The following is a 25,001-nucleotide window of genomic DNA, read 5'->3' as shown; positions in this document are numbered from 1 at the left end:
TGCAGCCCCATTACGCGTCCGGGCCACGTCTTCCGGACACCTCGAGATTGGTCAGGGTTTTGAAACTTGAACTCAAGGGGATCACCAAACGCTTCGGCTCCCTGGTAGCCAACGATCACATCGATGTGGTTGTTGAACCCGGGCAGATTCACTGTCTGCTCGGCGAGAACGGCGCTGGCAAGTCCACGCTGATGAACGTCCTGTACGGGCTCTACGAGCCCACCGAGGGTCAGATCCTCGTTGACGGCAAACCCGTCACTTTCCGCGGCCCGGGGGACGCCATGGCTGCGGGCATCGGCATGGTGCACCAGCACTTCATGCTGGTCCCGGTCTTCACAGTGGCCGAGAACGTCGCCCTCGGTGCGGAAACCACCAAGGCCGGCGGTTTCCTGAACCTCGATGACACCCGCCGCAAGATCCAGGAGATTTCCGACCGGTACGGGTTCGACGTCGACCCGGACGCCCTGATCGAAGACCTCCCCGTCGGCGTGCAGCAGCGGGTGGAAATCATCAAGGCGCTGGTCCGCGACGCCAAGGTCCTCATCCTGGACGAGCCCACCGCCGTGCTGACGCCGCAAGACACCGATGAGCTGCTGGACATCATGCGGCAGCTCAAGAGCCATGGGACGTCCATCGTCTTCATCTCGCACAAGCTCCGCGAGGTCAAGGAAGTCTCGGACACCATCACGGTGATCCGGCGGGGCAAGGTGGTCGGCACGGCCAATCCCGACGCCTCGACGACGGAACTCGCCTCCATGATGGTGGGCCGGGCCGTCAACCTGACCCTCGACAAGGCTCCGGCCCAGCCACAGGAAAAGACCTTCCAGGTCACGGACCTCACCGTCATAGCGCCCAGCGGCCAGCACGTGGTGGACGGCATCAGCTTCGACATCGCCCGGGGCGAGATCCTCGCCGTCGCCGGCGTCCAGGGGAACGGCCAGACGGAACTGACAGAGGCCATCCTGGGCCTGCAGGACCGCGTGCACGGCTCCATCCTGCTCGACGGCGAAGAGCTCGTGGGCCGCAGCGTCAAGGAAGTCCTCGGGGCCGGCGTCGGCTTCGTGCCGGAAGACCGCTCGGTGGACGGCCTGATCGGGACCTTCTCCATCGCCGAGAACCTGATCCTTGACCGCTACGACCAGGAGCCGTTCGCCAGGGGCATCAGCATGAGCCCGGCCAAGGTCCTGGAGAACGCCAGGACCCGGATCGAAGAATTCGATGTGCGCACCCCGTCCGGCTCTCTCGCCGCGGGCACCCTGTCCGGCGGCAACCAGCAGAAGGTGGTCATGGCGCGGGAGCTTTCCCGGCCGCTGCGCCTCTTCATCGCCTCCCAGCCCACCCGCGGCGTGGACGTGGGATCCATCGAGTTCCTGCACAAGCGCATCGTCGCCGAGCGGGACCACGGCACCCCCGTGATGATCGTCTCCACCGAACTGGACGAGGTGATTGAGCTCGCCGACAGGATCGCAGTGCTCTACAAGGGCAAGCTGGTGGGCATTGTCCCGGCCGGCACCGGACGCGACGTCCTGGGACTGATGATGGCCGGGCTGTCCCCGGCCGACGCCCGCGCAGACACCGTCGGCAAACAGCACGCAGCAACCCCGGCATCGATCCCGGCGCCCGCCGCATACCCCGCGCAGGAGTCCACCTCCGGCGCCGTAGGAGAGCACCATGACTGAACAGAACCCGCCGCGACACTCGGCTGAGCAGGGTCCGGACGAGGGTCCGGACGCAGCTCCGGAAACCCTGGCTCCGGAGGCGCCCGCCACGGCGCGTGAAACGCCAGCGCGCGAAACGCCGGCGGCGGCGGCCGCGGCGGCCGCCTCGCTCGACACCGCGGGCGGCGCGCTGGCGCCGTCGGCCGTGCCGGCCTCCGCGCAGAGCGGCACGATCCCCGGCGGTCCCGACTCCGTGCTGCGAAAAATCTTCACCGGCAGCGGCATGGTGTCTGTCCTGGCGGTGCTGCTGGCACTGATCCTCGGCGGACTGCTGATCGCCAGCACCGACAAGGCTGTCACCACGACGGCCGGCTACCTGTTTGCCCGGCCCGCTGATTTCCTGTCCGCCGTCTGGAACGCCGCCACGCGCTCCTACATCGCCCTCTTCCAGGGCTCGGTGTTCAACCCCCGGGGCACGGGCGTGACCGGCCAGTTCGCTCCGCTGATGGAAACCCTCACCATTTCCACCCCCCTGATCACCGCCGGTCTGGGCGTGGCTCTGGCCTTCCGTGCAGGCCTGTTCAACATCGGTGCGCAGGGCCAAATCATCATGGCCGGCATCCTCGCGTCCTGGGTGGGCTTCGCCCTGCACCTCCCGCTGGGACTGCACCTGCTGCTGGTCCTGCTGGCCGGCATCGTCGGCGGCGCCGTCTGGGGCGGCCTCGTCGGTCTCCTCAAAGCACGCACCGGCGCCCATGAAGTGATCCTGACCATCATGTTCAACTACATCGCGCTGTACTTCCTGCGGTACCTGCTCAACACTCCGGCCTTCCAGCGCCCGGGGGAGAGCAACCCGATCTCGCCCATCCTGGATCCCAGCGCGGTGTACCCGCAGATCCTCGGCAGCCAGTACCGGCTGCACCTGGGTTTCGTCCTCGCCATCGCTGCCACGTTCCTGGTCTGGTGGATCCTGAACCGCTCCACGATCGGCTTTGAGTTCCGGGCGGTGGGCGCCAACCCGAAGGCGGCCCTGACGGCAGGCATCAACGTGCCGCGGGCCACCATCCTCGTGATGGCGATCGCCGGCGCCCTCGCCGGCATGTCCGGCGTCGCGCAGGTCGCGGGTACCGAAAAAGTGCTCACCGACGGCGTCGCCGCCACCTACGGCTTTGACGCCATCACGGTGGCGCTGCTGGGACGCTCGACGCCGTGGGGCACGTTCGCCGCCGGCCTGCTCTTCGGCGCCTTCCGCGCCGGTGCGGTCCAGATGCAGATCCAGACCGGCACCCCGATCGACATTGTCCTGGTGGTCCAGTCGCTGATCGTGCTGTTCATCGCCGCCCCGCCGCTGGTGCGTGCGGTCTTCGGGCTGAACCCGCGCCAGAAGAAGGCCGCGTCCGCCGGCAAATCCCAGCAGGCAGCAACCACCGGAGGTGCAGCATGAGCACAACAGCAACGTCGCCCGTTCCGGGAAAGCCCCAAGCGGGGAAGCCCCAATCGGGAAAGACACAGCCGGGGACCCCGCCGGGCACCCAGCCGGTCAAGGAACACACACAGGCGGTCACCGCCAAGCCCGTGACCTGGAAGCTGCCGGTGACCCTGGCAGTCGTGGCAGTCGTGGCGTCCGTCTTCTTCGGCCTGCTCGGTCCCCACCAGATCGCGAAGTTCGGGATCTCCACCGGCAGCGACTTCTTTCAGCTGCCGGCGATCGAAGTCCCGGCCGTCTCCGGCGGGATTGTCCTCTCCGTGTTGATGCTGGCCCTCGCCGGCTATGCCGTGTTCCTCAAGACCAGGAACCGGATCACGCCCGGCTGGCTGACGGTTGTGTTCATCGTGCTGTTTGTCGCGGCCTTCCTGATCTGGGTTGTCGGCGGCGCGCGTTCGACCAGCATTTCCCTCGCCGGGCTCATCGCGGGATCGGTGACGCTGGCCGTGCCCCTCGTGTTCGGGTCCCTTTCGGGTGTGCTCTGCGAGCGGGTCGGCGTCGTGAACATCGCGATCGAAGGCCAGCTCCTGGGCGGCGCGTTCACCGCGGCGATCGTGGCCACCCTGACGCACAATGCGTTTATCGGGCTGCTGGCGGCCGCGATGGCCGGAGCCCTGGTTTCCATGGTCCTGGCCCTGTTCAGCATCAAGTACCTCGTCAACCAGATCATCGTCGGCGTCGTGCTCAACGTCCTGGTCTCCGGCCTGACCGGCTTCCTGTTCAGCACCGTCATGCAGGCGGACAAGACGAAGTTCAACTCGCCGGCCCACCTGGACCCCATCCCGATTCCGCTGCTTGCGGACATCCCGCTGATCGGTCCGATCCTGTTCAAGCAGTCCCTGATCGGCTACCTGATGTACATCGCGGTCATCGTGGTGTGGGTCGGGCTGTTCAAGACCAGGTGGGGCCTGCGGGTCCGTGCCGTCGGCGAGCACCCGCAGGCGGCGGACACTATGGGGATCAAGGTCAATGCGACCCGGTTCTGGAACGTCACGCTCGGCGGCGCCATCGCAGGCATCGGCGGGTCCTTCTTCACGCTGGTGGCAATCGACAGCTTCACCAAGGAGATCTCCGGGGGCCGCGGGTTCATTGCGCTGGCCGCACTGATCTTCGGGCGCTGGAACCCGATCGGCGCCTTCTTCGCCGCGCTGCTGTTCGGCTTCGCCGACAACCTGCAGAGCATCGTGACGATCATCGGGACGCCCGTGCCGAGCCAGTTCATGGCGATGCTGCCGTACCTGGTGACGGTGCTGGCCGTGGCCGGACTCGTGGGCCGCTCCCGCCCGCCGGCCGCCAGCGGCATACCGTACGTCAAGGGCTGACGGGCGTGGGGAGCAACGACGTCGACTGGGCAGCCCTCGAGGCCGCGGCGGCGGCCGCCATGAAGAACGCCTACGCGCCGTATTCGAAGTTTGCGGTGGGGGCGGCAGCCCTTACCGCGGACGGCCGGATCGTCAGCGGCTGCAACGTCGAGAACGCGAGCTACGGACTCACCCTGTGCGCCGAGTGCGTCCTCGTGGGCAATCTGCACATGACCGGCGGCGGGCTGCTGCGCGCCTTCTACTGCGTCGACGCCGGCGGCAACGTCCTGATGCCGTGCGGACGCTGCCGGCAGCTGCTCTACGAATTCCGGGCTCCCGGCATGGAGCTCATGACCACGCAGGGAATCAAGACCATGGACCAGGTCCTTCCCGATGCCTTTGGCCCCCAAAACCTGGAGGAACCCCGGTGAAACAAGCCCCGACGCAAGTGACCCAGACCAACAGCAGCACCGAAGCGTTCGACGCCGTCGACATCATCCGCATCAAGCGGGACAAGGGCGTGCTCAGCCCGGCCCAGATCGACTGGACCATCGACGCCTACACCCGCGGCGCGATCGCCGACGAGCAGATGGCCGCCCTGAACATGGCCATCCTGCTCAACGGCATGGACCGGGCCGAGATCTTCCGCTGGACCGCGGCGATGATCGCCTCCGGTGAGCGGATGGACTTCTCCAGCCTGCGCCGGGCCGACGGCGGCGTGAAGCCCACGAGCGACAAACACTCCACCGGCGGCGTGGGGGACAAGATCACCCTCCCGCTGGCCCCCCTCGTGGCGGTCTTCGGCGTGGCCGTGCCGCAGCTCTCCGGCCGCGGCCTGGGCCACACCGGCGGCACGCTGGACAAGCTCGAATCCATCCCGGGCTGGCGCGCGGCGCTGAGCAACGAGAAAATGCTGGCCCAGCTCCAGGACGTGGGCGCCGTCATCTGTGCCGCGGGCGCCGGGCTGGCCCCGGCCGACAAGAAGCTCTATGCGCTGCGGGACGTCACCGGAACGGTCGAGGCCATTCCGCTGATCGCCTCCTCGATCATGAGCAAAAAGATCGCCGAAGGCACCGGCTCGCTGGTGCTCGACGTCAAAGTGGGCAGCGGCGCCTTCATGAAGGACGAGGCCCGGGCCCGCGAACTGGCCGAGACCATGGTGGCCCTGGGCAAGGACGCCGGCGTGAACACCGTGGCACTGCTGACCAACATGGACACCCCGCTGGGCCTCACCGCGGGCAACGCGATCGAGGTCGGGGAGTCCGTCGAGGTGCTCGCCGGCGGGGGCCCGGAAGACGTCGTCGAGCTCACCGTCCGGCTCGCCGAGGAGATGCTGGCCTGCGCCGGGGTCCACGACGCCGACCCCCGGACGGCACTGACGGACGGCCGGGCCATGGACGTCTGGAACCGGATGATCGAGGCACAGGGCGGGGACCCCCGGGCCAAGCTGCCGGTCGCGAAGGAATCAGAGGTCATCTACGCCCCGGCCGACGGCGTGCTGGTGGAACTCGACGCCATGGCCGTCGGCGTCGCGGCCTGGCGCCTCGGGGCCGGCCGCGCCCGCAAGGAAGACCAGGTCCAGGCCGGTGCCGGGGTGCGGATGCACGCCAAGCCTGGCGCCACGGTCAGGGCCGGCCAGCCGCTCATGACCCTGCTGACCGACACGCCGGAGAAGTTCGAGCGGGCCAGGGAGGCACTCGAGCACGCAGTCATGATTGCCCCGGAGGGTTCCCGCCCGGCCCAGCAGCTGATCATCGACCGCATCGCCTGAGGACCCGCCGCTTGGGGCCGGGGCCGGCAGCTACACTGGCTCCACAGCAGTACTCCCAGACCCGGCCGTGATAGGAAACCGTGCAGGCAATCAACGACTTCATCCTGGCAGCCGCAGGCCAACCCTGGGTCCTCTTCCTCGTGTTCGCCTGCTGCGTGATTGACGGCTTTTTCCCGCCCATCCCGAGCGAATCCGTGGTGGTTGGGCTCGCCGCCGTCGCGGCCACGGCAGACGTACCCAATCCGATCTTCCTGATAGCCACCGCAGCGGCGGGCGCCTTCCTCGGCGACAATACCGCCTACCTGATCGGCCGGCGCACAGGCACCCGCCGCTGGGCCTGGATGCGGGGCCCGCGGATGCAGAAAGCCTTCTCCTGGGCGGGCACGGAACTGCACAAGCGCCCGGCGTCGCTGATCCTCGTGGCGCGGTTTGTCCCCATCGGACGGGTAGCCGTGAACCTGACTGCCGGCGTCTCGCACTATCCGCGGCCCCGGTTTGTGGGGCTGACAGTCCTCTCGGGGCTGCTCTGGGCCGGGTATTCCGTCGCGATCGGACTGTTCTTCGGGCAGTGGTTTGCAGACAACCACCTGCTCGGCGTCATCGTCGCCGTCATCTGCGCGATCGGCCTCGGAATCGTCGTGGACATTGGCATCAGCAGGCTGCGCGGAAGGGTCCCGGCAGACGCGGACCGGACGCCGCCGCCGGCGGAGGGTTAGTGGTCATTTTCGTTAGTTCGTCGGGGGTTTAGGGGGCCCAGACCTCTTCGGATCGGGAGGACATGCCCAGTTTTCGGGCCGGGGACCGGGCACAACCGGAATATGTACCTGCGCTGGCCCTGGAGGAGGGCACCGTCCGGATCCGGGCGCATGTGCGGGTGGCTCCGCTGCGGGGATCGGCTGCTCTCCGGGGGGACATGCCCAATCCTCGCGCCCTGGACCGGGCACAACCGGAATATGTCCTCGCGCCGGCCCTGGCATAGGGCATGCCCCGTCCGGTGGGCATTTTCGTTGACTTGGTCGGGCGCAGGCACCAGCGCGGGCGCTCCTTCCCGGTTGCCCGCCGCCCGGCCGCTTGCCGGCCCTGGCAAAGCCCGGAATCCCGCGCGCGTTTGGCGCCCGGCGCCGAAGCAACTGGGGAGGACCGTCACGGCATGGGCGCGTGGGGCTGGTCCCGTCAAGCGTGGGGCTGTCCGTCAAGGGTTGGGCGTGTCCGGCGGCAGGGCGTCGGGCTGCTCCCCGGGAGGACATGCCCAATCCTCGGGCCCGGGACCGGGCACAACCGGTATATGCCCGTCCGCCGACCCCGGCGCGGGGCATGTCCTTCAGCCCGGCCACGCCGCCGCCGGCGGAGGGCTAGGCGGAAATCTCTCGGCCGTGGGCGGATTTCTGCGTCCCGGGCGTAGCGGATACCTCCGCGAAACCGTAGCGGAGCGTGCCATCGCCGTGGGACACTTAGGAGCGATCTACCTCACTTTCCGCTGGCAGAATGTGTGCCACATTTTCATCTAGGAGCAATGCCCGCGTGGAGTTCATTAATGAGGCGGTGCTCCATGCAGCTGGCCAGTGGTGGATATACCCCCTCCTGCTGGTCTTCTTCTTTGTGGACGGCTTCGCGATGGTGCTCCCCAGTGAGACCCTGATTGTTGCCCTCGCGGCGTTCTCCGTGCGCGGTGGACAGCCCAATCTCTGGATCTTGGGCCTGACAGCCCTGGTCGGTGCCATCGCGGGGGACAACATGGCGTACATGCTGGGCCGGAAGATCGGCCTGGAGCGGTTCCGCTGGATGCGCAAGCCGAAGGTCGAGAAGGTCTTCGGCTGGGCGCGATACGAACTGGAGAAGCGCGGCGCCGTCCTGATCTTCACCGCCCGTTACATCCCGTGGGGACGCGTCGCCGTCAACTATGTGGCCGGGACCACGGGCTTCCCGCACCGGAGATTCTTCTTCCTGGACGCATTTGCCTGCGCCACATGGGTTGTCTATTCCATCGGAATCGGAGTCCTGGCCAGCTCCTTCCACTGGCTCCATGACAACCCGCTGCTGAGCGCGGGCATTGCGGTGGTGTTCGCGATCGTGCTGGGTGTGCTGATCGATCACCTCCTGCGCTGGTGGCACAAGCGCCTCGGGCGTCATGATGCCGAGGTCGTGGACGAGTGGCTCGACGGCGGGCCCATGAACCCACCAGCCGCCGCGCCCGTTCCTTCACCGATGATCGCAGCCCGCGACACTGAGGCTGGCAGAAAGTAGCGTCCGGCGCCGTCCGACCCTAAGGTTGGAACGTGACTGAGACTATTCCTGACGCCGCCCCTGACCTCGACTTCGACCTGAAGGGCCTTCCCAAGGTTTCCCTTCACGACCACCTGGATGGCGGGCTGCGTCCGGCCACCATCATTGAACTTGCCGCGGCGGTGGGCCACACGCTGCCCTCGACCGACCCCGTGGCGCTGGGGGAGTGGTTCCGCGAATCCGCCGACTCCGGCTCGCTGGTCCGCTACCTCGAAACCTTCGACCACACCATCGCCGTGATGCAGACCAAAGAGGGCCTCTTCCGTGTCGCCAAGGAGTTCGTCGAGGACCTGGCGGACGACGGCGTCGTCTACGGCGAAGTCCGCTGGGCACCGGAACAGCACCTGCAGCAGGGCCTGAGCCTGGACGAAGTGGTCGAGGCAGTGCAGGCCGGCCTCGAAGCCGGCGTGGACGCCGTCGCCGAGACCGGCCGCGACATCCAGGTGGGCCAGCTGATCACGGCCATGCGGCATGCGGACCGGGGCCAGGAGATCGCCGAACTGGCGGTCCGCCACCGCAACAACGGCGCCGTCGGCTTCGACATCGCCGGTGCCGAGGACGGCTTCCTGCCCTCCCGCTTCAAGGACGCCTTCACCTACCTGGCCGAGCACAACTTCCCGGCCACCGTCCACGCCGGCGAGGCTGCCGGCCTGGAAAGCATCCAGTCGGCCCTCGTCGACGGCCGTGCCCTGCGCCTGGGCCACGGCGTCCGGATCGCCGAGGATGTCACCGTTGAGTTCGAGGAGGACGAAGACGGTGCCGAATTCAACGACAGCAGTGATGAGGTCAACGACAACATCGGCCTCGTGACCCTCGGCGAACTCGCCAGCTGGGTCCGCGACCGCGGCATCGCCCTCGAGATCTGCCCCTCCTCCAACCTGCAGACCGGCGCCATTGCCGGCTTCGGTGAGGGAATCGAAAGCCACCCGCTGGACATGCTCTTCCAGCTCGGCTTCAACGTCACCATCAACACGGACAACCGGCTGATGAGCGGCGTGACCCTCACGGACGAGTTTGAACTGCTGGTGGAGACCTTCGACTACGACCTCGATGACCTGCTGGAGCTGACGCTCAACGCAGCCGAGGCAGCCTTCCTCCCGCTTGAGGAGAAGGAAGCCCTCGTCGAATACATCAACGAGGCCTACGCCGACCTTGGCTAACGAGGACACCGCCCCCGTCCATGGGCTTGTTGGCGTGATCGCCGCCCTGCGCGAGCACTGCCCCTGGATGGGGGCCCTCACCCACGAATCCCTCGTGGAATACCTCCTGGAGGAGGCGTACGAGGTGGCCGAGACCATCGAGACCGGCGGCGGGGACGCGGAGCTGCAGGCCGAACTGGGCGACGTCCTCCTGCAGGTGGTCCTGCACGCCCGCCTCGCCGAGGAACGGAAGGCCTTCACCCTCGACGACGTCGCACACGGCCTCAGCGCCAAGATGATCCGCCGGAATCCACACGTGTTCCGCCCGGACGGTTCCCTGCAGGACGGGTTCCCGGCGACGGTGGAGGAAATCGTCGTGACATGGGATGCCGTCAAGAAGGCGGAAAAACCGGAACGGGGACATGTCTTCGACGGCGTCCCCGCAGCGCTTCCGGCGTTGGCGCGGGCGCAGAAGCTGCTGGACCGCGCCGAACGGGCCGGCGTCCCGGCGGCCGGGAGCGAAACCGCCGTCGACGCCCCGGCCACGGAGGCGGAGCTCGGTGAGCTCCTGTTCGGGATCGTCGCGGCCGCCCGCCGCAACGGGCTCGACGCCGAACGTGCCCTCCGCGGGGCCGCGCGCCGCTTCCAGGACGGCCAGGGGTCCGCGGCATCGCCATGATGACGTCCGGGGCCGGATAGGTTTCCGTAACCTGTACCACTCTCGACTAGGCTTAGGGGGACGAGGACGTCGGTTTCAGCTTGATTCCCAGCCAGAGTCCCGGCAGTCAGATTCCCAGCAGACCGCTTCACCCAAAGGAGCCCATCCATGGCGCTTATCGATGCCATCCACGCCCGCGAGATCCTCGATTCCCGTGGCAACCCGACCGTAGAAGTTGAAGTTCTGCTCTCCGACGGCCAGATCGGCCGGGCAGCAGTTCCCTCCGGAGCCTCCACCGGCGAGCACGAGGCCGTGGAGCTCCGCGATGGCGACAAGGGCCGTTACCTCGGCAAGGGCGTCCAGAAGGCCGTCGACGCCGTCATCGACCAGATCGCCCCGGCCCTGATCGGCTTCGACGCCACCGACCAGCGCAGCATCGACCAGTCCATGATTGACCTGGACGGCACCGCCAACAAGAGCAAGCTCGGCGCGAACGCCATCCTGGGCGTGTCCCTGGCCGTCGCCAACGCGGCAGCCGCCTCCGCGGACCTGCCGCTCTACAAGTACCTGGGCGGCCCGAACGCCCACGTCCTGCCGGTCCCGCTGATGAACATCCTCAACGGCGGCTCGCACGCCGATTCCGACGTCGACATCCAGGAATTCATGGTTGTCCCGCTCGGCGCCGAGACCTTCTCCGAGGGCCTTCGCTGGGGCGTCGAGGTCTACCACGCCCTCAAGGCCGTGCTGCAGGAAAAGGGCCTCTCCACGGGCCTCGGCGACGAGGGCGGCTTCGCGCCGAACCTGCCGTCCAACCGCGCCGCCCTGGACCTGATCCAGGAAGCCATCAAGAACGCCGGCTACATCCCGGGCAAGGACATCGCCCTGGCCCTGGACGTGGCCTCCTCGGAGTTCTTCACCGACGGCGCCTACCAGTTCGAAGGCAAGGCCCTCAGCTCCGCCGAGATGAGCGCCTACTACGCCGAACTGGTTGCCGACTACCCGCTGGTCTCGATTGAGGACCCGCTGGACGAGAACGACTGGGACGGCTGGAAGGCCCTCACCGACGCCATCGGCGACAAGGTCCAGATCGTCGGCGACGACCTCTTCGTGACCAACCCCGAGCGCCTGCAGACCGGCATCGACTCACGCACCGCCAACTCGCTGCTGGTCAAGGTCAACCAGATCGGTTCCCTGACCGAAACCCTCGACGCCGTGTCCCTCGCCCAGCGTGCGGGTTACACGACCATCACCTCGCACCGCTCCGGCGAGACCGAGGACACCACCATTGCTGACATCGCAGTTGCCACCAACGCGGGCCAGATCAAGACCGGTGCCCCGGCCCGCTCCGAGCGCGTTGCCAAGTACAACCAGCTGCTGCGCATCGAAGAAGAGCTCGACGACGCCGCACGCTACGCCGGCCGCAGCGCCTTCCCGCGTTTCAAAGGCTAGTAGCGACGAAAACCAGTGACCGGTGGCTATGGTTGACAGACCATGGCCGCCGGTTCTGTTTTGGCATTTGAGTTGGCGCCGGGTTGGTGCCGGGTTGGTGCCGCCGGTCCGGGTCACGGTTGTCAGTATGAGTCCAGCAAGCCAGCCCAGCAAGGACCGGGCATTACAGGAGTGACATGGCTACCCGCCGCCCCAAGGTACCCCGGGCCACGGCGCCGGCCCCGAAGTCTACGGACACGGGCGACGGCGGCGACGTCATCCTCGCTGATTTCGGCGGCCGTGCGGCCCAGGGCGACGCTGCCGGCAGGGCTCCCGGTTCCCGGCATGACGCGCCCCAGCACGACGCGCCGCAGGACGACGCGCCTCGGTACAACGCGGGCAGGGCTACATCCGGCCGGGTTACATCCGGCACAGCCGCACCGCGCGCGCAGACGACCCCGGCCAAGATGAGCACCACCAAGTCCGGCGATGCGAAGTCCGGCGATGCGACGTCGGGCGATGCCAGGACGAGCACTGCCAGGACGAGCACTGCCAGGACAAGCACTGCCAGGACCCGCGGGAGCAAGCACGGCGGGACCAGGATTGGCGGCAGCAAGCAGCCCACAGCGGGGCCGGAGGAGACGCCCGTCCCGGCCAGGGCCTTCTCCGGACGCATGCTGGCCCTGTTCGTGGTCATGATTGCCATCACCATCATGCTGGCGCCCACCGTCAAGATCTTCTTCGAGAAACGCGCCGAAATCGCCGCACTTCAGGGCGATATCTCCGCGAAGCAGTCGCAGCAGAACGACCTCAAACGCCAGGTCTCCCGCTGGCAGGATCCGAACTACGTTAAGCAGCAGGCCCGCGACCGGATTAACATGGTTATGCCCGGAGAAACGGGCTACTGGGTATTCGGCAGTGATCTTCCTGCCGGAGAGCCCGGTGGCGCGGCCGGAGCAGCATCAACACCAGACCCGGCCAAGCTGCCGTGGGTGGACACCCTCTGGGAGTCCATCCGGCGTTCGGCAACAGACTAAAGCGGCGCCCGCCGCCGGCTTATCCGACGGACGAGCCAGACAGGGCAGGAAAGGTGCCGCGCCAGTGGACGAGAACCGAGTGGACGAGAGCCCCGTGGCAGGGGCCGCGGCGGCAGGAAACCCCGATGCTGCCAGGACGGCAGCCGCGCCGCAGGAATCCCGCCAGCCCTCACCGCACGACCTTGACGTCCTGAGCCGGCAGTTGGGACGCCCCGTCCGTGACGTCGTCGAAATCCCGGTCCGGTGCGTCTGCGGCAACCCGCTCGTCGCGGCCACCTCACCCCGGCTCAGCAACGGCACGCCGTTCCCCACCACTTTTTATCTGACGCACCCGGTCATCACTTCCGCAGTCTCCCGGCTTGAGGCGGCCGGGCTGATGAACGAGATGAACGAGCGGCTGGGCGGCGATGAGACGCTGGCCGCCGGCTACCGGGCAGCCCACGAAGCCTACCTGGCCTCCCGGGCGGAGATCGGCGCCCGGTCCGGCATCGGAGCGGTGCCTGAGATCGACGGTATCTCCGCCGGCGGTATGCCCACCCGCGTCAAATGCCTGCACGTGCTGGTGGGGCACTCCCTTGCCGCCGGGCCCGGCGTGAATCCGCTCGGCGACGAAGCCATCGCCGCCATCGGCGAATGGTGGACCCAGGACCGCTGCTACTGCGACGGCGCCTGGGACACCGGCGGCGAGGTCCCCTCGCAGGACCTCAGCCGGCACGGGCCCCAGGGCCTTCCCGGGATCATGGGCCGGCCGGCCCCCGTCCGCAGCGCCCGCGCGGAGAACGCCGGCAGCGCCGCGTCGCCGGAGGCCGGCCAGTGACCCGCGTCGCCGCCGTCGACTGCGGGACCAACTCGATCCGTTTGCTCATCGCCGATGTCCACATTGAGGCCGGCAGCGCCGTCCCGCGGCTCACCGACGTCGTGCGTGAAATGCGTGTGGTCCGGCTGGGCCAGGGAGTGGACGCCACCGGCGAATTCGCCCCGGAAGCCCTGGACCGCACCTTCGCCGCCACCCGGGAGTACGCCGAACTGATCCGCAGCCACGGTGCCGGGAGGATACGTTTCGTCGCGACCTCGGCCACCCGGGACGCACGGAACCGGCAGGTCTTCATCGACGGGATCCGCGAGCTCCTCGGCGTCGAACCCGAAGTGATCACCGGCGACGAGGAAGCCGCCCTGTCCTTCGCCGGCGCCAGCAGCGTGCTGCCGTCCCGGGGCCAGGATCCGGTGCTTGTGGTCGACCTCGGCGGCGGCAGCACGGAGTTCGTGCTGGGAAACGCCGACGGCGTCATCGCCGCCAAATCCGTGGACATCGGCTGCGTCCGGATGACGGAACGCCACCTCCGCAGCGACCCGCCGACGGCGGAGCAGATCGCCGCGGCGGAAGCCGACGTCGACGCCGCCATCAGCGACGCTGCCCGGACCGTGCCGCTGGACCGCGCCACCGTCGTCGTCGGGGTGGCGGGTTCGGTCACCACCATCACAGCCCATGCCCTGCACCTTCCCGAGTACTCCCCGGAGGCGATCCACGGGACCGAGCTCCCCCTGGATGCCGTCCGTCGGGCGTGTACCGAACTGCTTGAAATGACGCGGGCGGAGCGTGCCGCCCTGCCGTACATGCACCCGGGACGCGTGGACGTGATCGGCGCGGGCGGACTCATCTGGCGTCGCGTCCTGGACCGCCTGGCGGAAGTCACAGAGGGAAGGATCACCACGGCCGTCGCCAGTGAACACGATATCCTTGACGGCATTGCCCTCAGTATCAGCTAGCCGGCGCATCAGCCGGATCCGCCGTCACACGGATCTCCGTACCAGCCGGACCGACCCACCGCTCCAACTTGCCGCAGCGCCTCCCCGCCGCCTCCCGACCCGAGGCGCAACCGCAGTACCGCCGATAGGACCCGAATGACCAGAGCAACAGCCCGGCCCCGCCGGACCGCCTCCGCGTTGATGGCCTTGGCCCTTGCCGGCGGCACCCTCACGGCAGCGCTGGCCGGGGCCCCCGCGGCCCACGCCGATTCCTCGCGCGACAAGCAATACTGGCTCGCAGAGTCGGGAATCACCAAGGCCTGGGAAGTCTCCAAGGGGGCCAACGTCAAGGTCGCCGTGATTGACAGCGGCGTGGACGGCGAGCACCCGGACCTGGCGGGAGTGCTGGCCGGGGGAGTGGACATCTCCGATGCCGGCAGCCCGGACGGGCAGCAGAGCATCGGTGCCAAACCGGAGCACGGCACCCTGGTGGCCACCATGCTGGCCGGCCGTGGCCACCAGCCCGCAGGATCCACGCCGAGCGCCAGCGCCAGCCCCAGCGCCAGTGCACGGCCCCGCCCCACCGTCGGGCCGGACGGGATCGTCGGCGTTGCCCCGGAGGCCCAGCTGCTTTCCGTCTCCACCTGGCTCGGATCCGCCAACCCCGGCGGCAAGAGTGACCAGGACCAGATCCCCGAGGCGGTCCGCTGGGCCGTGGACAACGGCGCGCGCGTCATCAACATTTCGCTGGGCAGCACGTCCCCGGAGTGGCCGCAGAGCTGGGACGCGGCATTCCTCTACGCCGAGCAGAAGGACGTGGTGATCGTGGCCGCCGCGGGCAACCGGGTGGGCGGCAACGTGCAGGTCGGTGCGCCGGCCACCATCCCCGGCGTGCTGACCGTGGCCGGGCTGGACCGCAAGGGGACAGCCAGCATCGATTCCTCCTCGCAGGGCATCAGCATCGGCGTCGCAGCCCCGGCAGAGAACCTGATCGGGGGCGTGCCCGGCGGCGGCTACGCCGAATGGGCCGGCACCTCCGGCGCTACTCCCATCGTCGCCGGCGTCGCGGCCCTGATCCGGTCCGAGTGGCCGGACATGCCCGCCAGCCAGGTCATCAACAGAATCGTCAGCACCGCGAAGGACGCCGGTGCGCCCGGGAAGGACCCGCTCTACGGCTTCGGCGTGCTCAACGCCGAGGCGGCGCTCAAGGCCGATGTGCCGGAAACCAAGGTCAACCCGCTGGGTTCCATTTCGGAGTGGATCCGCGTCCACCGGCGCGGGAACCTGGCGACGACGCCGGCCGCGGCAGCCCCCACCCCGACGAGCGCCGCGCCCACCCTGCCCGAGGCCACGGTGCCGGTGGCGGAGCAGCCCTCGGGGCTGGACAATGCCGTTCCGGCTCTCGTGATCCTGGGCTTCGGCGGATTGTTCCTGTGCATCGTCGGGGCTGCGGTCTTCCAGCTCCGCCGGGCCGTGCGGAACCCTCCGGGGGCTCCGGCCGGCCCCGGCCGGCCCGAAACCGGGGTGCTGGATTCGGTGGATTCCGGCAAGCCCAACTAGGTCGCAGTAGTTGTCGTTCTGGGCCTCAAAACGGCAACTAATGCGAGTCACTTGGGGGGATCAGCAGTTAGTGAAGTTTTTCACAAACTACGGTATCCTTGACCAATGGCATCCTCACCTCAGCTCCAGGACCGTCCCAGGGTACTCGTCGTCGGCGGCGGGTACGTCGGCCTGTACGTAGCCCTCAAACTGCAGAAGAAGATCGCGAATGCCGGTGGCATCGTCACCGTCGTTGATCCCCTGCCCTACATGACCTACCAGCCCTTCCTCCCCGAAGTTGCCGGCGGCAACATCGAGGCGCGGCACGCGGTGGTCTCGCACCGCCAGCACCTCAAGCAGACCGAGCTCATCCAGGGCCGGGTTCTCTCCATCGACCACGCCAACCGCACCGCTGTGGTTGCCCCGGCCGACGGCGGCGACAACTTCGAGGTACCCTACTTCGACGTCGTCGTCGCTGCAGGCGCGATTACCCGCACGTTCCCGATCAAGGGCCTCGCGGACAAGGGCATCGGCCTCAAGACCATCGAGGAGGCCGTCGCCCTGCGCAACAGTGTCCTGGAGCGCATTGAAACCGGCTCCCTCATGACGGACCCGGCCGAGCGCGCCCGCGCGCTGACCTTCGTCGTCGTCGGCGGCGGCTTCGCCGGCATCGAGTGCATCACCGAAATGGAAGACCTCGCCCGCGCCGCCGTCAAGAACAACCCGCGCGTCAAGCAGGAGGAAGTCCGCTTCGTCCTGGTCGAGGCCATGGGCCGGATCATGCCCGAGGTCACCGCCTCGCAGGCTGAATGGGTGGTCGAGCACCTGCGCAGCCGAGGCATCGAGGTCCTGCTCAACACCTCCCTCGACAACGCCGAGGGCTCGCTGAAGCTCATCAACCTCCCGGACAAGACTCCCGCCCAGGAATTCGAATCCGACACCCTCGTGTGGACTGCCGGTGTGCAGGCCAACCCGATGGTCCGCTCCACCGACTTCCCGCTCGAGCCGCGCGGACGCGTACGTGTCCTCCCGGACCTGCGCATCGCCGGCGACGAAGGGATCATCGAGAACGCCTGGGCTGCCGGCGACGTTGCGGCCGTGCCGGATCTCACGGGCAGCGGCCTGCCGGACGGTACCTGCGTCCCGAACGCCCAGCACGCGCTGCGTCAGGCCAAGCGCCTGGCCAAGAACCTGTGGGCTTCCCGCTGGGACAAGCCGCTCACGGACTACAAGCACAAGAACCTGGGCGCCGTTGCCGGTTTCGGCGAGTGGAAGGGTGTGGCCAACATCAATCTCCTGGGCCGCATCGGGCTCAAGGGCCCGCTGGCCTGGCTGGCGCACCGTGGCTACCACGGCCTGGCCATCCCGACGTTCGAGCGCAAGTTCCGCGTCATCTCCGGCTGGTTCTGGGCCCTCTTCCTGGGGCGCGACACCACCCAGCTGATGGACCTGGACAACCCGCGCGGCGCCTTCGTGGCTGCAGCAACCCCGGCACCCAAGCCGGCCGCAGCCCCCGCTGCCCCGGTTGCCGGCAAGCCGGCAGCAGACGCTGTCACGGCCGAAAGCAAGAAAGCTGTCCCGACCGAAAGCAAGAAAGCTGTCCCGGCCAACTCCAAGTAGCCAGCGCCAGCCTTTCGACGGCGGCCGTTCCCCTCAAGGGGAGCGGCCGCCGTTTTCGTTGGGCCAGCCGCCGGCAGTTGCTCGAGGACGGCCCGGCCGGGCCACGCACCTAGACTGGCTGCATGAGCGCTGACAAGGACCTGCACACTCTTCTGGCCACAATGCGCCCCGAACTCCGCGCCGGCGAGTTCGTCTACGTCCTCTGGCCACATGGCAGACCCCTGGCCGGCGCGATCGCGGCAGCCGTCCGCGAGGCCGAAGGCCTCACCGTGGTGTTGCCGCGGGCCGACGCGGACGGCCAGGGACTGTCCTATGACTTTGTCGGGGCCTGGATTACGCTCCAGGTGCATTCTTCGCTCGAGGCGGTGGGCCTGACGGCAGCCGTCAGCGCAGCGTTGACCGAGGCAAAAATCAGTTGCAATGTCCTGGCGGGCTTCCACCACGACCATCTGCTGGTACCCGTGGCGGACGCCGACCGTGCGCTGGAGGTTCTGCACGAGCTGGTCGCTGCCAGTGGGGAGCAGAAGCCGGCGCCGGAACTCGTGCTGCGCAGCGAACAGCCCGCAGACCGCCCCACCATCCTCGCCCTCACGGCCGCGGCCTTCTCCGTCTCGCCCGTCACCGGGCTGCCGGTCGACGGCGAACCGGAGGAGGTGCAGCTGCTGGCCCGGCTCTTTGAGTGCGAGGAATACCTGCCGGACTTCAGCATCGTGGCGGAGCTCGACGGCGAGATCGTGGGCCATGTGATCAGCACCCGGGGCCGGGTGGGGGAGCTGGAACTGCTTGGCCTGGGTCCCATCGGCGTGGTGCCGCGGCTGCAGCGCCACGGCATCGGGTCCGCGCTCATGAACGAAACTATCGCCCGCGCGAACGCCGCGCGGGAGCGGGGGATCGCGCTGCTGGGAAGCTCCGAGTATTACTCGCGGTTCGGCTTCGTGCCGTCCACCTCCCTCGGCGTCGAGGCCCCGGACCGGGCCTGGGGCGTGCACTTCCAGCTGCTTCCGCTGGCCGTCTGGCCGGGCGGGGTCAGCGGGACCTTCCGCTCCGCCGGGCCGTTTGGCTGAACTCCGGCAGGAGCGGAGGGCTGCCCGAGGCGATAGCATGGACCGGGCGCCCCAGTAGCCCAACTGGCAGAGGCAGCGGACTTAAAATCCGCGTGTTGTGGGTTCGAATCCCACCTGGGGCACATTGGCGCTTCGGCACTCGGCCGCGCCCTCCCAACACCCCGGATCCCGGCGCTGATTTCCTCTATGCAACGAGTGTTATAAGGATGTGACCGTAGTCACTTATGTTCGCGCCAAATTTGCATTAGCTTGAAGTTAAATCAGGAACACCTGATCTTTCGCATCAAAGGCCGTTCACACCTTTAGATCGAGGAGATTTCTACATGACTTCACTCCCCCAGGTGGCGCCCCGCATCGCTAAGCTCACAGCGCTTAGCATCGGCGTCGCCCTTCTGGCTACGGCTTGTGGTGGCTCGTCCGCCCCGACGTCGACTGGATCCGCCACCGCCAAGGCCGCAGGCATCGCCTGCCCGGCCCCGAGTGCAACCGGCAGCGCCACCACTGCCGCCGGCGCCGGCGGTGCAATACCAGCTTCCCCCACCACGACTGAAACCGCGCTGAAGATCGGCTCGCTCCTGCCGACCACCGGGTCGCTGGCCTTCCTCGGCCCGCCCGAAATCGCCGGTGTCAACCTCGGCATCAAGGAAATCAACGATGCCGGCGGCGTGCTGGGCAAACCGGTCGAGGTCATCCACCGCGATTCCGGCGACACGAAGACGGACATCGCCACGCAGTCCACCAACGCGTTGCTGGGCTCAGGCGTCAGCGCAATCGTGGGTGCCGCATCCTCGGGCGTGTCCAAGACCGTGATCAACCAGATCACCGGCGCCGGCGTCGTCCAGTTCTCCCCGGCCAACACCTCGCCGGACTTCACCACCTGGGATGACAAGGGCCTCTACTGGCGCACCGCCCCCTCGGACGTGCTCCAGGGCAAGGTGCTCGGCAACTACATGGCTACCTGTGGAGCCCAGACCGTCGGCATGATCGTACTCAACGATGCGTACGGCACGGGCCTCGCGAAGAACGTGAAGGCAGCGTTCGAGGCGGCCGGTGGCAAGGTTGTCGCCGAGGAACTCTTCAACGAAGGCGATTCCCAGTTCAGCAGCCAGGTTGACAAGATCGTCGCGGCCAAGCCGGATGCCATTGCCCTGATCACCTTTGACCAGGCCAAGAGCATTGTCCCGCTGATGACGGGCAAGGGCGTCAAAGCCACCCAGCTCTTCCTGGTGGACGGCAACACGTCCGACTACAGCAAGGACTTCCAGCCGGGCACGATGAAGGGCGCCCAGGGCACCATCCCCGGCACCTTCGCCAAGGATGACTTCAAGAAGAAGCTCCTCGCCATCGACCCGGCGCTGAAGGACTACAGCTACGCGGGCGAGTCTTATGATGCCGTCAACCTGATTGCCCTGGCTGCCGAAGAAGCCAAGAGCACCAAGGGCGTTGATATCGCGGCACACCTCAAGGATGTGTCTGAAGACGGCGAGAAGTGCAACGACTTCCCGTCCTGTGTCACGCTTATGCGGAACGGCAAGAACATCGATTACGACGGCCAGTCCGGCCCCGTAACGTTCTCCGACGCCGGTGACCCGACGGAAGCCTACATCGGCATCTACGACTACCAGGATGACAATACCTACAAGCCCGCCAAGGAAGAATTCGGCAAGCTGTAGGCCACTTCCTCCTGACACCCAAGAGACCCCCGTCCAGTCCGGACGGGGGTCTTTTGCGTACGGGGGAGGCACGTCCGGCTTCGGAGATGCCCGGAGATGCCCGGAGATGCCCGGAGCCGACCGCAGACGCCGTGTGGCCTCGGAATACCGCAGCGCTACTCCAGGCACGCAGAAGGGCCGCCACCGGCTGGTGACGGCCCTTCCATGGGGACACTGCCCTGGGACAGTGCCCGGGGAGACTGCCCGGGGAGCTAGTCGACTTCGTCGGCCAGGGTGCCCAGGTACAGCTGGATGACCTTGGGGTCCTTCATGAGCTCCCGTCCGGTACCCGTGTAGGCGTCCTTGCCCTGGTCCAGGACGTAGCCGCGGTCACAGATCTGCAGGCAGCGGCGTGCGTTCTGCTCCACCATGATCACGGAAACGCCGGCCCGGTTGATCTCGTGGACCCGCAGGAAGGTCTCGTCCTGCTTGACAGGGGAGAGGCCCGCGGAGGGCTCATCGAGCAGCAGCACGGCCGGATTCATCATGAGGGCCCGGCCCATGGCGACCATCTGGCGTTCGCCGCCGGAGAGCGAGCCGGCCCGCTGGGCGCGCCGCTTGCCGAGCTCCGGGAACAGGCCGGTGACGAAGTCGAACCGCTCGAGGAAGTCCTTGGGTCGCTGGAACATGCCCATCTGCAGGTTTTCCTCGATGGTCAGGGCGGCGAACACGTTGTTGTTCTGCGGAACGAACCCGATGCCCCTGCTGACCAGCTTGTTGGCCTTGAGCCCGGTGATGTCCTGGCCCCGGACCACAACCGAGCCCGAATGCACCTTGACCAGGCCGAACATCGCCTTGAGCAGCGTCGACTTACCGGCGCCGTTGGGCCCGATGATGCCGATCAGCTCGCCCTTGCGGGCCTCGATGCTGCAGCCGTTGAGGATGTTGACCCCGGGGAGATAGCCGGCCACCAGATTGGTGACTTTGACCACCGAATCCTCATCGTGCACGGGCTGTGCGGCGGGTGCCGCGCTGGTGGCGCTCATTCTGTGTCCTTCTCTGTGCGGTTCGGCTCATCGGCGCTGCGCCTGCCGCGGGCCGGACCGTTGCTGTCCGGGACCGGGGGCGAATCCGTTTCAGCGGCGACGACGTCGAGCGAGATGATGCCGGCGTTCTCGGTGCCGACAATCGACTCCTCGTCCGCTTCCAGTTCGGCGGCGAGTTCCTTGATACCCTCCGAGTCGCCGAGATCGACGTCGTGGTGGGCGCCCAGGTAGGCGTCAATCACGGCCGGGTTCTTCATGACGTCGGCGGGCGGGCCCTCGGCGACGATCTTGCCTTCGGCCATGACCACCACCCAGTCGGCGATGTGGCGGACCATGTTCATGTCGTGCTCGACGAACAGCACGGTCATGCCCTCGGCCTTGAGGTTCTTGATGTGGTCCAGGAGGGACTGGGTCAGCGCCGGGTTGACACCGGCCATCGGCTCGTCGAGCATCACCAGCTTGGGCCGCACCATGAGGGAACGGGCCATTTCAAGCAGCTTGCGCTGGCCGCCGGACAGCGACGCCGCGTAGTCGTCCTTCTTGGCGTCCAGCTTGAACTTCTCCAGCAGCACGTCGGCCTGGGCCGTGATGTCCTTCTCCCGGCCGCCCCACATGCCTTTGAACAGGGCCTTGGACAGCCGCTCGCCGGGCTGGTTGGACGCGCCCAGGCGCATGTTCTCCATCACGGTGAGCTTGCCCATGACCTTGGTGAGCTGGAAGGTGCGCACCATGCCCATCCTGGCGACCTTGTAGGAAGAGACGCCGGCGATGCTGTTGCCCTCGAACTGCCACGTGCCCGAGTTCGGCGTATCGAAGCCCGTGAGCAGGTTGAACAGGGTGGTCTTGCCGGCACCGTTCGGGCCGATGAGCGCCGTGATCTTGTGCCGCGGGATCTCAAGGTACTCGACGTCGACGGCGTTAAGGCCGCCGAACGCGCGGGTCACGTTTTCGGCCACCACGATCGGGTCCCGCTTCTTGCAGCCGGGAGCAGCCTCGCCGGCGGCAATCGGACGGGTGTCCGTCATGTAGTCAATGTTGAGGTTTTCATCTGTTGCTTTTTCGCTCATGCGAACGCCAACTCCTTCTTGTTGCCGAAGACACCCTGGGGCCTGAAGATCATCAGCAGCATCAGTGCGACGCCCACCAGGATGTAACGAAGCTGCCCTGCCTGGACGGTGTTCAGCCAGGTGACCGCGCCTGATTCGATCAGGCCGGACAGGATGCTTTGCGTGAGGGACAGCACGACCCAGAAGATCATGGCGCCGACGACCGGGCCGAGCACCGTGCCGAGGCCGCCGAGCAGCAGGACGGTGTAGAGGAAGAACGTCAGCTCGGTGCCGTAGTTCGCCGGCTGGACCGCGCCGCGGGGGAGGGTGAAGATCATGCCCGCCAGGGCGCCGAGGACGCCACCGATGATGAGGGCCTGCATCTTGTAGGCGTACACGTTCTTGCCGAGGGACCGGACCGCGTTTTCGTCCTCGCGGATGCCCTTGAGTACGCGGCCCCACGGGCTTCTCATCAGCAGCCACACCAGGGTGCAGCAGATGATGACGAGTCCCCAGCCGACGATGCGGATGAAGAAGTCCCGGTTGTTCATGCCCAGGTACGAGCCTTCCGGGAAGGGGTTCATGGCGTAGAACCCGCCTTCGAAGGCGGCCAGGCCGTTGGCCGAACCGGTCACGGAGGTCAGCTGGTTCGTCGTGACGATGTAGCGGACGATTTCCGCCGCCGCGATCGTGACGATGGCCAGGTAGTCGGCCCGGAGCCGGAGGGTTGGAATGCCCAGGAGCATGGCGAAGATGGCCGAGCAGATGACGGCGATGAGCAGGCCGAGGAAGAACGGGACCTTGAAGGTCAGCGTGGAGATGGCGAAGCCGTAGGCTCCCACCGCCATGAAACCGGCCTGGCCGAAGTTGAGCAGGCCCGAGTAGCCGAAGTGAACTGCAAGGCCCAAGGCGGCGAGGGCGTAGGCCGCCGTCGTCGGACTGAACAGTTCGCCGGCAGCGCTTGAAAAAATGAATCCGAAGTCCATGGCTGTCTCCTAACCCACACGCTCGCGGCGGCCCAGAATGCCCTGAGGACGGAACAAGAGGACAACAATCATGATGAACAGCGCTCCCACATATTTGAGGTCGGCGGCGAGGCCGAACACGGTGGTCAGCTCCACGAAGATGCCGACGATGACGGATCCGATCAGGGCACCGAAGACCGTGCCGAGGCCGCCCAGGGTGACGGCGGCGAAGATGAGCAGCAGGATCTGCGAGCCCATGTCAAAGGTGACGCCGGGACGGTAGTACGCCCAGAGGATGCCGCCGAGGGAGGCCAGCATGCCGCCGGTGACCCAGACGATCCGGATGACGGAGTCGACGTCGATGCCGGAGGCCGCAGCCAGGGCCGGGTTGTCGGCCACCGCGCGGGTCGCCTTGCCAAGCCGGGTCTTCAGCAGGACGATGCCGATCAGGGCGATGACGACCACGCTGATCACGAGTGACCAGAGGTTGTTGGGGGAGATGGAGACCGGGCCGATCTGGATTTCCGGGCTCTGGGCGAAAGGCAGCTGCTTTGTTGCGCCGCCGAAGAAGAACTGGATCACGTAGCGGGCGGCCAGTGCCAGGCCGATGCTGACGATCATCATGGGGACCAGACCCGTACCGCGGCGCCGCAGCGGCTTCCACAGGCCGGTGTCCTGGACGTAGCCGAACAGTCCGCCGCCGAGCAGGGCCAGGATGATGGCCAGCCAGAACGGGAGGTTCATCGCGTTGAACGCGAAGACCAGTACGGCGCCGAGGGTGACCATCTCGCCGTGCGCGAAGTTGGTCAGTCCGGTTGTTCCGAAGATCAGTGACAAGCCCACGGAGGCGAGGGCGAGCAGCAGCCCGAAGCTGAGGCCCGCCACGAGGCGGTTGATCAGGTTCTGGCCGAAGTCCTGCTGCTGGACGACTATGCCTTTGCCGAAGGCGAAGATCACCGAGAGGTTGGAGGTCTGGCTGAAGGTGACTTTGCGGGGATTCTCCTGGCCGTCGGCGAGCTTGATGCCCTGCGGCAGCGTGGATTCGTCCAGCTGGACCTCGTACGTTCCCTGGGTGGGGACGCCGATGGTCCATGAACCGTTGGCTCCCGACTTCGTGGTTCCCGTGAAGTCACCGCTCTTGGCGGTGATGGTCACGTCGGCGATCGGGGCGCGGTCGTCGCCGCGCAGGAAGCCGCTGATGCTGTTCTGGAACGTGGTGGCCGACGGGGATGGTGCCGGCGAGGGAGTCGTGGCCTGCGATGCCGGTGCGACGATGAGCAGTAGCGCGGCCACGGCGGCGAATACGGCCCCCACAGCTTTCAGCAGACTGCCGCGCCGTCTCTGCGACAGGCCTCTCGGTGTGCTTCTCAAATTGAAAACCTCCACATGGGGGTGGTCTGGGTTGCGCCTTTGCAACCGCTGCGAACAGTCAGGATGACGAAGGGATAACGAGGGGTGGTACGTGGTGCGATGCAGATGGATAGAAAACGGACTAGCTTGTGATGTTCGTCACCCTGTTTGGCCCATGTTACAGCCCGTTCAGGGCAATGAATGCCGCTGCG

At 67.2% G+C, this 25,001-nt stretch carries 21 protein-coding genes and 1 tRNA gene; 18 read left to right on the top strand and 4 right to left on the bottom strand.

Annotated features, from left to right (window positions below):
- Positions 1–59: 59 nt before the first annotated feature.
- From ABIB26_RS11230 to ABIB26_RS11145, 18 genes are all read left to right on the top strand, one after another.
- Positions 60–1,679 carry an ABC transporter ATP-binding protein gene (locus ABIB26_RS11230; protein ID WP_354242685.1) on the top strand — a complete coding sequence of 540 codons (1,620 nt, stop codon included), beginning with the start codon at positions 60–62 and terminating at the stop codon, positions 1,677–1,679.
- A complete protein-coding gene (locus ABIB26_RS11225) occupies positions 1,672–3,102 on the top strand; it encodes an ABC transporter permease (protein ID WP_354242683.1) in 1,431 nt (476 codons plus the stop codon). Before ABIB26_RS11230 ends, ABIB26_RS11225 begins: the two co-directional genes overlap by 8 nt.
- Complete coding sequence (locus tag ABIB26_RS11220) at positions 3,099–4,466, top strand: ABC transporter permease (RefSeq protein WP_354242680.1); 1,368 nt, start codon at positions 3,099–3,101, stop codon at positions 4,464–4,466. Before ABIB26_RS11225 ends, ABIB26_RS11220 begins: the two co-directional genes overlap by 4 nt.
- 5 nt (positions 4,467–4,471) lie before the next feature.
- Positions 4,472–4,876 (top strand): cytidine deaminase, encoded by a 405-nt coding sequence (locus ABIB26_RS11215; RefSeq protein ID WP_354242677.1) that lies wholly within the window; start codon positions 4,472–4,474, stop codon positions 4,874–4,876.
- Positions 4,877–4,893: 17 nt separating this feature from the next.
- On the top strand, positions 4,894–6,216 hold the full coding sequence (locus ABIB26_RS11210) for a thymidine phosphorylase (RefSeq protein WP_354242675.1): 1,323 nt from the start codon (positions 4,894–4,896) through the stop codon (positions 6,214–6,216).
- A gap of 80 nt (positions 6,217–6,296) precedes the next feature.
- A complete protein-coding gene (locus tag ABIB26_RS11205; RefSeq protein WP_354242673.1) occupies positions 6,297–6,932 on the top strand; it encodes a DedA family protein in 636 nt (211 codons plus the stop codon).
- A gap of 805 nt (positions 6,933–7,737) precedes the next feature.
- On the top strand, positions 7,738–8,460 hold the full coding sequence (locus ABIB26_RS11200) for a DedA family protein (protein WP_354242670.1): 723 nt from the start codon (positions 7,738–7,740) through the stop codon (positions 8,458–8,460).
- A gap of 32 nt (positions 8,461–8,492) precedes the next feature.
- The gene (locus tag ABIB26_RS11195; protein WP_354242667.1) at positions 8,493–9,659 is read left to right on the top strand and encodes an adenosine deaminase; all 1,167 of its coding nucleotides are present in this window, start codon (positions 8,493–8,495) and stop codon (positions 9,657–9,659) included.
- Between the two features lie 67 nt (positions 9,660–9,726).
- A complete protein-coding gene (locus ABIB26_RS11190; RefSeq protein ID WP_354242884.1) occupies positions 9,727–10,317 on the top strand; it encodes a MazG nucleotide pyrophosphohydrolase domain-containing protein in 591 nt (196 codons plus the stop codon).
- A gap of 147 nt (positions 10,318–10,464) precedes the next feature.
- On the top strand, positions 10,465–11,745 hold the full coding sequence (gene eno / locus ABIB26_RS11185; protein WP_354242664.1) for a phosphopyruvate hydratase: 1,281 nt from the start codon (positions 10,465–10,467) through the stop codon (positions 11,743–11,745).
- Between the two features lie 176 nt (positions 11,746–11,921).
- Complete coding sequence (locus tag ABIB26_RS11180; RefSeq protein ID WP_354242661.1) at positions 11,922–12,761, top strand: FtsB family cell division protein; 840 nt, start codon at positions 11,922–11,924, stop codon at positions 12,759–12,761.
- Positions 12,762–12,855: 94 nt separating this feature from the next.
- Positions 12,856–13,578, top strand: a complete 723-nt coding sequence (locus ABIB26_RS11175) for a DUF501 domain-containing protein (RefSeq protein ID WP_354242882.1) — start codon at positions 12,856–12,858, stop codon at positions 13,576–13,578.
- Positions 13,575–14,528 carry a Ppx/GppA phosphatase family protein gene (locus ABIB26_RS11170; RefSeq protein WP_354242659.1) on the top strand — a complete coding sequence of 318 codons (954 nt, stop codon included), beginning with the start codon at positions 13,575–13,577 and terminating at the stop codon, positions 14,526–14,528. Before ABIB26_RS11175 ends, ABIB26_RS11170 begins: the two co-directional genes overlap by 4 nt.
- A 135-nt stretch (positions 14,529–14,663) precedes the next feature.
- On the top strand, positions 14,664–16,067 hold the full coding sequence (locus ABIB26_RS11165; RefSeq protein WP_354242658.1) for a S8 family serine peptidase: 1,404 nt from the start codon (positions 14,664–14,666) through the stop codon (positions 16,065–16,067).
- 105 nt (positions 16,068–16,172) lie between these two features.
- Positions 16,173–17,666 carry an NAD(P)/FAD-dependent oxidoreductase gene (locus ABIB26_RS11160; protein ID WP_354242656.1) on the top strand — a complete coding sequence of 498 codons (1,494 nt, stop codon included), beginning with the start codon at positions 16,173–16,175 and terminating at the stop codon, positions 17,664–17,666.
- 122 nt (positions 17,667–17,788) lie between these two features.
- Positions 17,789–18,730: an N-acetyltransferase gene (locus ABIB26_RS11155; RefSeq protein WP_354242655.1), complete on the top strand. Its 942-nt coding sequence runs from the start codon at positions 17,789–17,791 to the stop codon at positions 18,728–18,730.
- Between the two features lie 48 nt (positions 18,731–18,778).
- Positions 18,779–18,852, top strand: a tRNA-Leu gene (locus tag ABIB26_RS11150).
- Positions 18,853–19,053: 201 nt separating this feature from the next.
- The gene (locus tag ABIB26_RS11145; protein ID WP_354242652.1) at positions 19,054–20,403 is read left to right on the top strand and encodes an ABC transporter substrate-binding protein; all 1,350 of its coding nucleotides are present in this window, start codon (positions 19,054–19,056) and stop codon (positions 20,401–20,403) included.
- Between the two features lie 251 nt (positions 20,404–20,654).
- On the opposite strand, the gene ABIB26_RS11140 is transcribed toward ABIB26_RS11145, so the two are convergent.
- From ABIB26_RS11140 to ABIB26_RS11125, 4 genes are read right to left on the bottom strand one after another with little or no spacing between them, the layout of a single operon-like run.
- The gene (locus ABIB26_RS11140; RefSeq protein ID WP_354242649.1) at positions 20,655–21,428 is read right to left on the bottom strand and encodes an ABC transporter ATP-binding protein; all 774 of its coding nucleotides are present in this window, start codon (positions 21,426–21,428) and stop codon (positions 20,655–20,657) included.
- A complete protein-coding gene (locus ABIB26_RS11135) occupies positions 21,425–22,495 on the bottom strand; it encodes an ABC transporter ATP-binding protein (protein ID WP_354242647.1) in 1,071 nt (356 codons plus the stop codon). Before ABIB26_RS11135 ends, ABIB26_RS11140 begins: the two co-directional genes overlap by 4 nt.
- On the bottom strand, positions 22,492–23,460 hold the full coding sequence (locus ABIB26_RS11130; RefSeq protein ID WP_354242644.1) for a branched-chain amino acid ABC transporter permease: 969 nt from the start codon (positions 23,458–23,460) through the stop codon (positions 22,492–22,494). The genes ABIB26_RS11135 and ABIB26_RS11130 overlap by 4 nt, the downstream gene beginning before the upstream one ends.
- A 9-nt stretch (positions 23,461–23,469) precedes the next feature.
- Positions 23,470–24,753 carry a branched-chain amino acid ABC transporter permease gene (locus ABIB26_RS11125; protein WP_354242642.1) on the bottom strand — a complete coding sequence of 428 codons (1,284 nt, stop codon included), beginning with the start codon at positions 24,751–24,753 and terminating at the stop codon, positions 23,470–23,472.
- Positions 24,754–25,001: the final 248 nt, after the last annotated feature.

Source organism: Arthrobacter sp. UYEF20, assembly GCF_040546335.1.
Lineage (GTDB): Bacteria > Actinomycetota > Actinomycetes > Actinomycetales > Micrococcaceae > Arthrobacter.
This window is presented reverse-complemented; position numbering and strand designations above follow the sequence as displayed.